The 13,825-nt window shown below is 62.7% G+C and carries 9 protein-coding genes; 5 read left to right on the forward strand and 4 right to left on the reverse strand.

Annotated features, from left to right (window positions below):
- Nucleotides 1-282: 282 nt before the first annotated feature.
- On the reverse strand, nucleotides 283-1,302 hold the full coding sequence (gene ompA / locus OKC41_RS16470) for a porin OmpA (protein ID WP_010673501.1): 1,020 nt from the start codon (nucleotides 1,300-1,302) through the stop codon (nucleotides 283-285).
- A gap of 305 nt (nucleotides 1,303-1,607) precedes the next feature.
- Nucleotides 1,608-2,195 carry a hypothetical protein gene (locus OKC41_RS16475; RefSeq protein ID WP_113069862.1) on the reverse strand — a complete coding sequence of 196 codons (588 nt, stop codon included), beginning with the start codon at nucleotides 2,193-2,195 and terminating at the stop codon, nucleotides 1,608-1,610.
- Nucleotides 2,196-2,453: 258 nt separating this feature from the next.
- On the opposite strand from OKC41_RS16475, the gene OKC41_RS16480 reads away from it, so the two are divergent.
- Both OKC41_RS16480 and OKC41_RS16485 read left to right on the forward strand, forming a co-directional pair.
- Complete coding sequence (locus tag OKC41_RS16480; RefSeq protein ID WP_010673503.1) at nucleotides 2,454-2,720, forward strand: DNA-binding transcriptional regulator; 267 nt, start codon at nucleotides 2,454-2,456, stop codon at nucleotides 2,718-2,720.
- A gap of 195 nt (nucleotides 2,721-2,915) precedes the next feature.
- Nucleotides 2,916-4,277, forward strand: a complete 1,362-nt coding sequence (locus OKC41_RS16485) for a sodium-dependent transporter (RefSeq protein WP_270672165.1) — start codon at nucleotides 2,916-2,918, stop codon at nucleotides 4,275-4,277.
- Nucleotides 4,278-4,342: 65 nt separating this feature from the next.
- Here OKC41_RS16485 and rssA read toward each other — a convergent pair whose 3' ends face one another.
- Nucleotides 4,343-5,212, reverse strand: a complete 870-nt coding sequence (gene rssA / locus OKC41_RS16490) for a patatin-like phospholipase RssA (RefSeq protein ID WP_029313973.1) — start codon at nucleotides 5,210-5,212, stop codon at nucleotides 4,343-4,345.
- A 34-nt stretch (nucleotides 5,213-5,246) separates the two neighbouring features.
- Entirely contained in the window at nucleotides 5,247-6,803 is a 1,557-nt protein-coding gene (locus tag OKC41_RS16495; RefSeq protein WP_201894436.1) for a sensor domain-containing diguanylate cyclase, read from the reverse strand.
- A gap of 210 nt (nucleotides 6,804-7,013) precedes the next feature.
- Between OKC41_RS16495 and OKC41_RS16500 the strand changes: the two genes are divergently transcribed.
- From OKC41_RS16500 to OKC41_RS16510, 3 genes are all read left to right on the forward strand, one after another.
- Nucleotides 7,014-8,060: an efflux RND transporter periplasmic adaptor subunit gene (locus OKC41_RS16500; protein WP_201894435.1), complete on the forward strand. Its 1,047-nt coding sequence runs from the start codon at nucleotides 7,014-7,016 to the stop codon at nucleotides 8,058-8,060.
- Nucleotides 8,060-11,206: an efflux RND transporter permease subunit gene (locus OKC41_RS16505; RefSeq protein WP_270672166.1), complete on the forward strand. Its 3,147-nt coding sequence runs from the start codon at nucleotides 8,060-8,062 to the stop codon at nucleotides 11,204-11,206. Before OKC41_RS16500 ends, OKC41_RS16505 begins: the two co-directional genes overlap by 1 nt.
- Nucleotides 11,207-11,402: 196 nt before the next feature.
- A complete protein-coding gene (locus OKC41_RS16510; RefSeq protein ID WP_270672167.1) occupies nucleotides 11,403-13,808 on the forward strand; it encodes a YgiQ family radical SAM protein in 2,406 nt (801 codons plus the stop codon).
- Nucleotides 13,809-13,825: the final 17 nt, after the last annotated feature.

Consider the following 13,825-nt stretch of genomic DNA (forward strand, 5'->3'; position numbering starts at 1 on the left):
ATCGATTGGATCGGACATACTGAGTACAGTGAAACCAGAATAGAGCAATTAGATCACATCTTTAATCTGATTGGTATTACAAGCGTTGCTACTGTATTCTTTTGAATCAGCGTGATCAAGTTTCTGCACAGATATGCAGCGCCGACACCGGTGTCGCGGGGCCGCAATACGGGGGTAAAGGGGAGAAAAGGTGAGACAGAGAGTGTCGCTGGGGGGAGGAGAGAGACAGCAAAAGGGGATGCCGTGGCATCCCCTTTTTTACGTTACCTGAGCGAAGTCAGATTACTTTTGAACTTCTTGTACGCCGGATACGCGAACTTCTACGCGACGGTCCGGAGCCAGGCAGGAGATCAGCTGAGCCTTGGCCTTGACGCCGTCACACTTGGTGCCGGTGACCGGGTTGGCTTCGCCGCGACCTTCGATGGCAACCTTGCTGGCAGCCATACCCTTGCTGACCAGGAAGTTGGCAACGGTGCGGGCACGAGCTTCAGACAGCTTCTGGTTGTAAGCGTCGGAACCGATACGGTCGGTGTAACCAACAACAACGGCGTTGCCGTCTTTCGGCTGGAACTCAACGATTTGCTGGTACAGAGCGTTCAGGGCTTGCACGCCTTCGGCCTTCAGGCTGTCTTTGCCAAAGGCGAACAGCACGTCGGAGTTCAGGGCGAAGTTCTTCTCAACGATTTGCGGAGCCGGGGCCGGTGCTTCTTCAACAACCGGGGCCGGTGCAGGCGCTACGTAGGAAGTACGGAACGGGTGGTAAACGGCTTCCAGGGTCGCAACGCTCTGGTTGGACTTGTAGCGTACGTTGTCGGCGTGCAGGTCAGCCACGTCCCACATGTAGCGGTAGCGAGCTTGCAGATCCAGCGCGTCGTTGACCTTGTAGGTCACACCGGCACCGGCCAGCGGGGATACTTTGGTATCGCTGGTGCCCAGACCGTCGGTGTGGCCCCAGTAGGCGCCAGCTTCACCGAACAGGGAGAAATCGTTGCCCAGCGGCAGACGAGCGATACCGGACAGGGTGGCACCCTGGCTCTCGTAACGGTTGCCGTCGGTGTTGCCACGGCCGGTGTACTGGTAGCCCAGCTCGGAACCGAAGTATTCGTTGAAGTTGTAACCAACGAAGGCATTGGCAGCAGCCGCATCTTCTTCGCCAACGTTCACGCCTTCGATCTTGTTCAGACCGTTGAAGTGAGTTGCACCAACACCGGCGCCGAAGTAGATGTCGTCAGCGGCGTGAGCTGCAGTTGCACCCATGGTGGCCATAGCGATGGCGATCAGGGAAGGAGCCATTTTCATCATAAAATAATCCTCGTTGAGATGGCACGTTGTTCACGTGCTTCGCACTTTGTAATTTATGTAAGCTGCTGGCTCTGTCGACCAACGACGTTGGTGCGAACAGGGATCCTAGATCCATCCAGGAGGCACGTATCTGGGTGCACAAGTGCGCGGGTTGCACTGTCGACAATGCATACTCCGCCACGAACAGCCGACGTCATTCCGATGACGTGGCGCACTTTATGCCCATTTCAAAACATGATCAAGCTCACAGATAAGGGATGGGGCAAATTGTGTCGTAGGGATAACTGGCTGTTTCTTGGGATTTATTAGTGATCCAAGTAGGCGCGATGCAGTTTCTTCTCAAGCTTCATATAAGCCTCAGCCCAAGCGTGCCGCGGGGTGGCGTCACCCGCCCTGACCGAGAGGACAGCAAGATAGTCCGCCTCAGTTGCTTCGCACAGCAAGGGTGTGAAACTGAGCAAGAAGTGACGGGCGAGGTAGGGATCGAGAGGCCAGATGTTGAGGATGGCCCGCGCCACGGGCTGGACAGCGGTGTAGCAGATGAAGTGCCGATGACCAGCTTCCAGCCATTGGGCCATCTCGGCGAGGCTTTCTTCCGGCACGATGCCGCCATCGCCTTTCTCCCTGGCCAGCGTCATCGTGTGACCATTGCCCAGCGCCAGGGTGCCGTTTTCTGCCACGACGCCGTCGTGGCTGCGCAGGGGAAGCGTCGCCTGGCCTTCAAGATAGAGGCTGCAGCTGTCCGGGAGGGCCGCCAGCACGGTGGCGGCGTCCCCCTGCATGGCAATGGGCAGCCAGAACGCCTCGGCCCGGGTCTGCAGACCCTGGGCGAGCTGACGGGGGAGGGAGTCCGGGTCGGAATGAAGACGGGAAATGATGCCGGGAAATGCCATGTTGATGACTCTCTTGGAAATAACCGGCGAATTATACGAGGGATGGCCGGGCAACAAGAAAGGTTTCTTTTCGAGACTGTTTACCTGAGGCGACGCAGCGATTACCATCCCCGAGGTTTGTGAAGGGTTGTCGTCGAAAGACGCTGATTATAGATAGAGGCTCGACCATAACGAGTCCGTTCAAAACTGATACACTTGACTACGAGTCGTCGCGAAAAATAAAGGTGGAGTCAATCCGCCGAACGGAGTATGGAACACATGAATTCAAATATCGTAACTGTTGGCAAGAAGATCCGTCAGATCCGCGAAGCGGTAGGCCTGAGCCGTCCCAAGTTTGCCGATCTGCTGGGCGTCCCCCCAACCACCCTGAAGAACTATGAACTGGGTTACCGTGAAGTCGGAGGCGCCTTCCTGGTTGCCCTGGCCCACCACCCCGATCTGCACAAGTTCACCCTCTGGCTGCTGGCTGACAAGAAAGTCGCCGAAATCGGCCAGATCGGTCCGGACGATATTGCCAAGGCTTGATTCAGTTCAACCTTGATAAAAATGCCGCCCTCGAGGCGGCATTTTTTATTTGTCAAAATGGATGATTATTTAATTAAATAATGCGTTGTGTGCGGTCAACGGCGATTTTCACTAAATCATCTTGTCGGGCTGGATTAATCCACGGAACACTCCGACCCTTTTAATTCAGGCGGTGATCCACACAGCGAGACAACGATGAGCCAATCCATTACCAAAGCCAGAGATGGGTTTACCAGCACCTTTGGCGTGCTGGCCGCGACCCTGGGGTCTGCCGTCGGGCTCGGCAATATCTGGAAGTTTCCCTATCTGACCGGTGAGAACGGTGGCGCCGGTTTTCTGCTGGTCTATGTCATCGCCACCCTGCTGGTGGGATTGCCGGTGATGATCTCCGAGATCATGCTGGGGCGCGAGGCCAGGACGGATGCGGTCAGCGGGCTCATCGAGCTGGCTCCGAAGGGGCAACCCTGGTGGCTGATCGCCGCCATGGGGGTGAGCGCGGCCTTCCTCATCATGTCGTTCTACTCCGAGGTGGCGGCCTGGGTGTTTGCCTACATCTTCAAGGCGGCCAGCGGCGAGATCCTCTCCACCGATCCCGCCGTCACGGGGGCTGCCTTCAATTCGCTCATCACGGATCCCTTGCAGAGTCTGCTCTGGCAGTGGCTGGTGCTGGCCCTGATGGGGGGGATCTTGCTGATGGGGGTCTCCAGGGGGATCGAAGCGGTCACCAAGCGGTTGATGCCACTGCTCTTCATCCTGCTGCTGGTGATAGGCGTGCGCAGCCTGACTCTGCCCGGAGCGAGCGAAGGACTGCATTTCCTGTTCTCGCCGGATTTCTCCAAGGTGACCGCAGGCGTCGTGCTGACGGCCATGGGGCTGGCGTTCTTCAAGCTCTCCATCGGGATGGGCTGCATGATGACCTATGGCAGCTATTTTCGCGATGATCAGCACATCCCTCTCACCACGGTACGGGTGATGTGCGCGGATCTCTTCGTCTCCATGCTGGCGGGGATCGCCATCTTCCCGGCGGTGTTTGCCTTTGGCTTCGAGCCGAGCGCAGGCCCCTCCCTGCTGTTCATCACCATACCCGCGGTGTTTGCCAGCATCCCGTTTGGACACCTCTTCATGGTGCTCTTCTTCGTGCTCTCCGCCATCGCAGCCACCGGGGCCATGCTCTCCATCCTGGAGGTGCCGGTCTCGGTGCTCTCCGAGCGCTTTCACATGAGCCGCACAAGGGCGACCCTGATCAACCTGCTGGTGCTGGGGGCGGTCGGCTCGACCTGTGCGCTCTCGAGCAGCACGCTGGCGGATGTGCAGGTTGTCGGGAAAACCTTCTTCGATCTGTTCGACTTCGTCTCTTCCAACGTGCTGATGCCCCTTGGCGGCATCTTCCTCTGCCTCTTTGTGGGCTGGGTATGGGGATTCGAGCGGATGACGACGGCGCTGACCAATGGAGGCAAGCTGGCGCTGCCCATCCTCAGCCCCCTGTTTTTCATCATCCGCTATGTGTCGCCGCTGCTGATCCTGGTGGTGATGCTCAAGGGGCTGGGGCTGTTCTGAGCCGCGTCGCCCGAAACAAAAAAGCGCCTATTGGCGCTCTTTTTGTCTTTTACCCCGATATGCCTTCATATCAGGCAGAGTCGTGACAGCTCCTCCTTGAGCTGCTCCAGGTTGCGCTCGACACAGGCTTCCCCCTCGTTGATGGCGTCGCTCGCGCGGTGAAAATCCATGATGGAGAGGTTGCCAAGGCGCGGGCAGAGCTGGATCTCGGGGGGATCCCCGGCCATCCGGGCACGGGTGATGCGCTCCTGCATGATGTTGATGGAGCCCGTCATCACCCCCCACATGCCGGGGGTACTGGGTTCGCGCTCGCCCCGGTTCAACCACTGGCTGAGCAGCCCCCCCTGCACGGGCTCGTCCGGTTCGTCGGTCCAGGGCTGGTGCATGTCGGTGTTGAGGTTGACGGCGATCACCACCTCGGCTCCCATGGCGCGGGCCAGGGAGATGGGGACCGGGTTGACCACGGCCCCGTCTACCAGCCAGCGATCCTCCACCCGGGTCGGGGTGAGCAGGCCGGGCATGCCGCAAGAGGCGCGCACACACTGGCGAAGCGGCCCTTCCTGCAACCAGATCTCGCGGCCGGTATCGAGTTCGGTGGCGACGCAGGCAAAGGGCAGCGGCAGGCTTTCGATGGCGGGATCCCCCAGATGGCCGGCGGCGATGCCAAATACCTTGTCACCGCGAAACAGGCCACCGGAGAGGGCAGGATCGAGCAGCCCCATGACCTGCAGGCGGCTGAAGCCGCGCACCCAGCTCTCCAGCTTGTCCAGTTCACCAGCGGCATAGGCGGCGCCGACAAAGCTGCCGATGGAGCAGCCAGCCACCAGATCCGGCTTGACGCCCAGTCGCTCCAGGGCACGGATGATGCCGATGTGGGCCCATCCTCGGGCCGCACCGCTGCCCAGGGCCAATCCCAGACGGGGTTTTCGTGACACAGTTGCGTCTCCTGACATGAAGTGGGAGTCCAGCTTACTCCGGCTTCTCCTGTCCGTCATCCCGCCACGCTTCGCTGCGATTGCGGCCGTCGGCCTTGGCCTGATAGAGGGCGATATCGGCGCGGCGGATCACCTCCTGCAAGGAGATGGCCGGTGATTGACGACAGTGGCCCAGGCTGACGGTCACCTTCAGCTCGGCCGCGATGGCGCTCCAGGGATGCTCTGCTATGCACAGGCGAAGCCGCTCGGCCAAGGGGGCCAGAGGGATCGCTTCATCGGCGACGAGCAGCAGGAACTCCTCGCCGCCCCAGCGGATCAGGTGGCACTCCCGTGTCAGCAGGGACTGGCAGAGCTGCACCAGACGGATGAGGACCTGATCGCCCACCCCGTGGCCGAAACGGTCGTTGACCTGTTTGAAGTGATCGCAGTCAAACATGATGGCGCCGATGCGTTGGCGGCCTGCCAGGGCCTGGCGGTGTTCGAAGGCATCGAAGTAGTGGCGGTTGAAGGCGCCGGTCAGGGCATCGTGGCGCGACAGGTAGTTGAGGCGCCGGTTGAGGCGCTGGGCACGCAGGCTGGAGACGGTCGCCACCACCAGACAGAGAATGGTGATGAGCGCCGTCGCCGATTGCCACAACAGCGTCTGCAGCAGAGGCAGCAGCGGGATGCGATGGATGAGGGAGAGCGGTGTCTCCGGGATGGGGTAGACGATCTGCAAGGCGCCCTGTTGCCACTCATATTCCGCTGACTGCGCCCTCCTGACCGGGGGCGGCGCGGTACCGGACTGACTGCTGGCGAGGATCTGCTGATGGGCGTTGAGCAGGAACAGGGTGCCAATCCGGGGGGCGAGGCGGTGCAGGGTCTGCGCCAGCGTGACGGTCTGGATGTCGATGCTGAGCAGGCCAATGATCTGGCCGCCCTGGGTAATGGGCTGGGAGAGGGTGATCATCTGCCCCCGTCCGGCAAAATCCTGGTAGGGGCGCGAGAGCATGGCGTGCTCCAGGTGGGGATGCCCGGCCATCGCCTCCTGCCAGTAGGCCTTGCTGTAAATCACGGGATCGAAGCGAAACTGGCTGGATGGCACCCAGGGATAGAGGTAGATGAAATTGTCCGTACCGGTGAAGTAGATCCAGGCCACGTCCCTGTCCAGCAGCTTGCTGGCCGTGGCGAGCAGGGGGGAGAGGCTGAGGGCGAGATGTATTCTGGCTTGCCGCTCGCTGCCGTCATGGGGCAGCGGGCCCTGCCCGGTCAGGTTGCCGATGAGGGCGGGGGGCAGATCGACGGGGATGCGATCCAGGTTGATGCCGTGCTCCCCGTCGGATTGCAGCGCCTGATAGAGCTGGCGAGAGAGCACGGACTGGGGATTGCTGCGCAGGCGCTCCTCCGCCTGGCCGCGCATGGCCTCAAGGAAGGTCTCCATCCGCTGGTGCTGGCTGCTGAGCTGAGTCGCGGCGTTGATGGTGTCACGCTTGTTGATCTCGGTAACCTGGCGAAACGCATGTTGCAGGGCGAGCAGCAACAGCAGCAGGCCGAGGCCCAGCAGCAGCCACTGCAATCGGTATTTGGCAAAGGCGGGGGAGGGAATGGACATGGGCGTACCGGAAGATGGCGAGAGTCGGCATCAGTGTAAGGCAGAACCCTGACGTGCGTGCTGACAAGATGCGTTTTTGATGATCTTCTCACCGGACTGTTACGTTTTGTCACATTTATACATAGTCACGGCATAGTCAGGGGGTAACATGGTGCCATCCTTGATGAAGCTATCTCTTCTTCCTCTCTCTTTGACTGCATGGATCTTGTGATGAAAACGCGCGTGTGGCTTTTCCCTCTTCTTCTATTGCTGGCGGCGGGCGCCTGGCATCTGCGGCAGGCTGAACCCGCCAGCAAGCCTGCACCAAGAGAGATCAATATCAGGGCCGAAACCGTCAGGCAGAGTCTGGCCGAGCCCTCCATCAAGCTGGTGAGCAAGCTTGCGGCCAATCGCTCCGTGGCCATCAGTCCCGAGGTGACCGGCCGCATTGCCACCATCGCGGTGAGCTCTGGCCAGCAGGTCAAACAGGGGCAGACCCTGATCGCCCTGGATGCGGGCAAGCAGCAGGCGGAGCTGGCCGAGCAGAGCGCCAGCGTGCGCGACGAGGCCCGCAAGCTGCGGGACATGCGCAAGCTGGTGGCGCGAGGTGCCGTCACCACCTCGGAGCTGGAAGGGCAGGAGGCGACTGTTGCCCAGGCCCAGGCCCGGGTCGATGCGGCCCGTTACGAGCTCTCCCTGCGCACCCTGGCCGCCCCCTTCGACGGCACCGTCAGCCTCATCGATCTCAGCGAAGGAGCCCTGGTCAACAGCGGCGACGTGCTCTTGCATCTGGACGAGCTGGCAAAACTGCGGCTCGATCTGGCGGTGCCCGAGCGCTACCTCTCCCTGCTGCGCCCCGGCATGGCGGTGACGGCAACCAGCTCGGCCTGGCCGGATCAATCCTTTTCCGGCGTGCTGGAGACCCTCGACAGCCGGATCTCCAGCGACACCCAGAACATCAAGGCCCGCGTCATCCTGCCCAACACCGGCGGTCAGCTGCGCCCCGGCATGCTGATGAACGTGGATCTCTCTCTGCCACCCCAGAAGATGACCCTGATCCCCGCCCAGTCGGTGGAGTATGCCGGCGAGCAGCGCTTCGTCTATCGCCTGGAGGCGGACGGACGGGTGAAGCGGGTGCCGGTGGAGCTTGGCGACACCCATGGCGAGGCCGTCTGGGTGCTCAAGGGGTTGAACGTCGGCGATCGCATCGCGGTGGAGGGGCTGGTCAATCTGCGCGACGGCGCCCAGGTACGTGATCTGGGCGAGGTGAAAGGCTGATGTGGCTCTCCGATATCTCAGTACGCCGTCCCCTGGTGGCGGTGGTCATCAGTGCCCTGCTCACCGTGTTCGGCCTGGTGGCCTTCAGCAAACTCACCGTGCGGGAGATGCCGGATGTGCAGACTCCGTCCGTCTCCATCACCACCACCTATGAGGGGGCGGCCCCCGAGGTGATGGAGAGCCAGGTCACCAAGCCCATCGAGGATCAGCTCTCCGGCATCAGCGGCATCAAGAACATCAACTCGGTGACCCGCAAGGGGCGCTCCTCCATCACGGTGGAGTTCAAGCTCGGCTGGAACATGCTGGAGGGCACCTCCGACGTGCGTGACGCCATCTCCCGGGCCAGACCCAAGCTGCCAGACGGGGCGGACGAGCCCATGGTGACCAAGGACAACGGCAACGGGGATGTGGCCATCTGGCTCAACTTCAGCAGCACCCAGATGGACCGTACCGCCATGACGGATTACGCCAATCGCATGCTGGTGGACCCCTTGAGCCTGGTGGACGGGGTAAGCGAGGTCTCCCTCTCCGGGGACCTGACCCAGGTGATGTACGTGCGGCTGCGCCCCGCCGACATGGCGGCCCGCGGCATCACGGTGGCCGACGTGCAGGATGCCCTCAAGCGGGAGAACATCGAGCTGCCGGGCGGCGAGATCCGCAACAACACCATGACCATGGCGGTGCAGATCGCACGGCTCTATCACAGTGCGGAAGATTTTCGCACCCTGCCGGTGAAAACCGCCACCAATGGTCAGAGCATCTATCTGGCGGACATTGCGGATGTGGAGGTGGGGGCCAAGAACGAAGACAGCGCCTATCAGCGCAACGGCCGCGAGAGCCTGGGGATTGGCATCGTCGCCCAGTCCACCGCCAACCCCCTGGCGGTGGCCCAGGGCATCGAGAAGAAGCTCGTGGAGATGCAGCGCTTCCTGCCAGAGGGGGCCACCCTTGAGGTCGACTACGACTCCACCATCTTCATCAAGCAGGCCATCGACGAGGTGTATGAGACACTCGCCATCTGCGCCCTGCTGGTGGTGGCCGTGCTCTATCTCTTCCTCGGGCAGGGGCGCACCACGCTCATCCCTGCCATCACGGTCCCCGTTTCCCTGATTTCGGCCTTCATCGGTGCCTGGTATCTGGGCTTTTCCATCAACCTCATCACCTTGCTGGCCCTCATCCTCGCCATCGGCCTGGTGGTGGATGACGCCATCGTGGTGGTGGAGAACATCCACCACCACCTGCAACGGGGCGAGTCCCCCTTGATGGCGGCCTGGCACGGCACCCGGGAGGTGGGCTTTGCCGTCATCGCCACCACCGCCGTGCTGGTGATGGTGTTCGTGCCCATCGCCTTCATGGATGGCATGGTGGGGCGCCTCTTCACCGAGTTCGCCATCCTGCTCTCCTTGGCCGTGCTCTTCTCCTCCCTGGTGGCGCTCACCCTGACCCCGGCCATGGGCTCCTGGCTGATGCGTGCCGTGGACAAGCCCAACGCCCTGACCGCCACCCTGGACAAGGGACTTGGCTGGGTGGAGGAGCGTTATCGCCGCGTGCTGGGGGCCGTGCTGCGCCGCGCCGTCTGGATGCCCCTGGTGTTGCTGCTCTGCCTTGGCGGCATTGGCGTCCTCTTTGGCAAGCTGCCCGCGAGCCTCACCCCGACCGAGGACAGGGGCGTGCTCTATGTGTTCGTGAAAGGGGCGGAGGGCACCAGCATCGAGCGGATGAAGCGCAACATGCAGCAGGTGGAGGCCGCCATCCTGCCGCTGCTCGGCAAGGGGGTGGTGCAGGCCATGAGCTTCAGCACCCCGGCCTTCGGGCGCGGCGGCGATCAGACCGGCATGGCCATCATCCAGCTCAGTGACTGGGCGGTGCGGGACGAAACGGCCACCGAGTTTGGCCGCTCCCTGAGCGGTCGCCTCGCCGGCATCCCCGACGTGATGATCCGCACCTTCCAGCCGGGGTTCAGAGGTGGCTCCACCGCGGCGGTGCAGTTCGTGCTGCAAGGCTCCGATTACGGCGAGCTCAACCAGCAGGGGCTGGCACTCAAGGAGGCGGCGGCCCGGAGCGGGCTGATGCAGAGCCCGGATCTCGACTATGCCGAGAAGACCCCGGAGCTGCAGGTGACCATAGAGCGGGAACGAGCCACCCAGCTCGGCATTCCGGTCTCCACCATCGCAAGCTCCCTGCAGGCCCTGCTCGGCGGCGTCAGCCAGACCACCTATGTGGACAGGGGCGAAGAGTATGATGTCTACCTGCGCGCCAACCAGACCCAGTTCAACGGCATCTCCGACATCAGCCGCATCTATTTGAAGGCCGCGAGCGGCGAGATGGTGAGCCTCTCCACCCTGGCGACCGTCACCCAGGTGGCGAGTCCCCAGCGCCTCAACCACTATCAGCGCCAGAAGGCGGTCACCCTCACCGCGGACGTGGCCCCCGGCCACACCCTGGGGGAAGCGCTTGACTTCCTGGATGGCTGGGCCGCAGATCACCTGCCCACCGGCATGTCGGTGGATTACGCCGGCGAGTCCAAGGACTATCGCGACAACCAGGGGGAGATGGCACTGGTGTTCGGCCTGGCCCTGCTGGTGGTCTATCTGGTGCTGGTGGCCCAGTTCGAGAGCCTGCTGACCCCGGCGGTGGTGATGATGACGGTGCCGCTCGGCATCTTCGGCGGCCTGCTCGGCCTCTGGCTCACGGGGCAGGAGCTCAGCATCTACAGCCAGATAGGCATGATCATGCTCATCGGCATGGTGACCAAGAACGGCATCCTCATCGTGGAGTTCATCAACCAGCTGCGCCAGCGGGGTGAAGGGTTCGAGGAGGCGATCATCAAGGGGTCGGTGCGCCGCCTGCGCCCCATCTTGATGACCTCGCTCACCGCCATCATCGGCGCCGTGCCCCTGATGCTCTCCATGGGGGCGGGGTACGAGAGCCGGATGGCCGTGGGGACCGTGGTCTTCTTCGGGTTGTCGCTCGCGACCCTGGTGACCCTGCTGGTGGTGCCCGCCATCTATCACCTGATCGCCAGACGCGCGGGGATGACGGGGGCGCGGGACCGACTGGTGGACGAGGTACTGGCCACGGCAACCTCGGCCAGCCCCTCCCCGGTGCCGGGGGCCCCCGAGGGGCGGGACAAACCGGCGGCCTAGCGTGCCGACCCGGATGACAGCAAGCAGGGCGCCAATGGGCGCCCTGCTTGTTGATGAGATCTGAGTCTGTCACGCCGACCTGTCGCGCCCGCTCGAAGGCGCCCCTTCCCCTCGCGTTCTGTAGGGGCAAAAAGCCGTCGCCCCCGCCTTGCTCTGCCGGTATAATGCGCGACCCGAATTGTTCCAGGTGGTCAAAATGCAGCCGGTTACCAACCTATTCTCCTATCCCCGTTACTGGGCCGAGTGCTACGGCACGGCGCCCTTCCTGCCCATGTCCCGCGCGGAGATGGACAAGCTCGGCTGGGACAGCTGCGACATCGTGCTGGTGACAGGCGACGCCTACGTGGATCACCCGAGCTTCGGCATGGCGGTGATCGGCCGCATGCTCGAATCCCAGGGTTTTCGGGTCGGCATCATCGCCCAGCCGGACTGGTCATCGAAGGATGACTTCATGCGCCTGGGCAAGCCCAACCTCTTCTACGGGGTGACGGCGGGCAACATGGACTCCATGATCAACCGCTATACCGCCGACAAGAAGCTGCGCCACGACGACGCCTACACCCCGGGGGATGTGGGCGGCAAGCGGCCGGACCGCGCCACCCTGGTCTATACCCAGCGCTGCAAAGAGGCCTATAAAGAGGTGCCGGTGGTCATCGGCGGCATCGAGGCATCCCTGCGCCGTATCGCCCACTACGACTACTGGTCCGAGACCATCCGTCGCTCCATCCTGATCGACGCCAAGGCCGACATCCTCATCTACGGCAACGCCGAGCGCCCCCTGGTGGAAGTGGCTCACCGCATCGCAGGCGGCGAGACCATCGAGACCATGCAGGACATTCGCGGCACCGCCGTGATCCGCAAGGAGCCACTGCCGGGCTGGCGCGGGGTGGATTCGAGCAAGCTCGACCAGATTGGCCGCATCGATCCCATCCCCAACCCCTATATGGAAGGGGCGCCCTGCAGCGATGACGAGGGTACCGCGCCGGTGGAGCAGGAAGCCAAGCCCATCCTGGTACAACCCCCTAAGCAAAAGCCGTGGGAGAAGACCTACGTCAAGCTGCCGGCGTTCGAGCGGGTGAAGGAGGACAAGGTGCTCTACGCCCATGCGTCGCGCATCCTGCACCACGAAACCAACCCGGGCTGCGCCCGCGCGCTCTCGCAGGCCCACGGCGATCGCATCATCTGGGTCAACCCGCCCGCCTTCCCGCTCGAAACCGACGAGATGGACGGGGTGTTTGGCCTGCCGTACCAGCGGGTGCCGCACCCGGCCTATGGCAACGCGAAGATCCCGGCCTACGACATGATCAAGACCTCGGTCAACATCATGCGCGGCTGCTTTGGCGGCTGCTCCTTCTGCTCCATCACCGAGCACGAAGGGCGCATCATCCAGAGCCGCTCGGAAGAGTCGATTCTCAAAGAAATCGAAGAGATCCGCGACAAGGTGCCGGGCTTTACCGGCGTCATCTCGGATCTGGGCGGCCCCACCGCCAACATGTACAAGCTCCGCTGCAAGAGCCCCAAGGCCGAGCAGACCTGTCGGCGCGCCTCCTGCGTCTGGCCGACCATCTGCCCGCACATGGACACCGACCACAGCCCGACCATCAACCTCTATCGCAAGGCGCGCGACCTCAAGGGCATCAAGAAGATCCTGATCGCCTCCGGGGTGCGTTACGACATCGCGGTGGAAGATCCGCGCTACATCAAGGAGCTGGCCAAGTACCACGTGGGCGGCTACCTCAAGATTGCGCCGGAACACACCGAAGAGGGCCCGCTCTCCAAGATGATGAAGCCGGGCATGGGCAGCTACTACAGCTTCAAGGAGCTGTTCGACAAGTATTCCAAAGAGGCGGGCAAGCAGCAGTACCTGATCCCCTACTTCATCTCCGCCCACCCGGGCACCACGGATGAAGACATGGTGAACATGGCGCTCTGGATCAAGTCCAACCGCTTCAAGCTCGATCAGGTGCAGAACTTCTACCCGTCGCCGCTGGCCAACGCCACCACCATGTATTACACCGAGAAAAACCCCCTCAACAAGGTGAGCCGCCAGGGCGGGGACGTGTTCGTGGTGAAAGGGGAGCGTCGCCGTCGCCTGCACAAGGCGCTGCTGCGCTATCACGATCCGGCTGGCTGGCCGATGATCCGCGAAGCCCTGCTGGAGATGGGCAAGGGCCACCTGATCGGCAACGGCCCCGACTGCCTGGTGCCGCCGGAAGGCCGTGGCGAAGCCAAGGCCGAGCGCAGCCGCAGCAAGGGCCTGAAACCTGCCTTGACCCGCCACAGTGCCATCACCCATCAGCGCAGTAACGGGGCTGGCAACAAGGCTGCCCGCAGCGAGGCTGGCGCAGCCAATGCCCCGGCGGCCAGCAGAAATGGTGGCAAGGCGGGCAATGGCAAGCCGGTGGGCTCCCAGCTCCAGAAAGGGGCTGGCAACGGCAAGCCTGTCGCGCAGGGGGCTGGGCAGGGTAAACCTGCCGGAAAACCCGCCCATAAGGGTAAAACCCCGACCCGCGCCGGCTCTGCCAAGCCGGGTGCCAAACCTGCCACCCAGGGCGGCAAGCCCGCGGCAAAAGGGAATGGTGCCAAGCGACCGGCTCGGTGAGTTTTCCTGACTGGAAA

Source organism: Aeromonas sp. QDB17, from assembly GCF_027705305.1.
GTDB lineage: Bacteria > Pseudomonadota > Gammaproteobacteria > Enterobacterales > Aeromonadaceae > Aeromonas > Aeromonas caviae.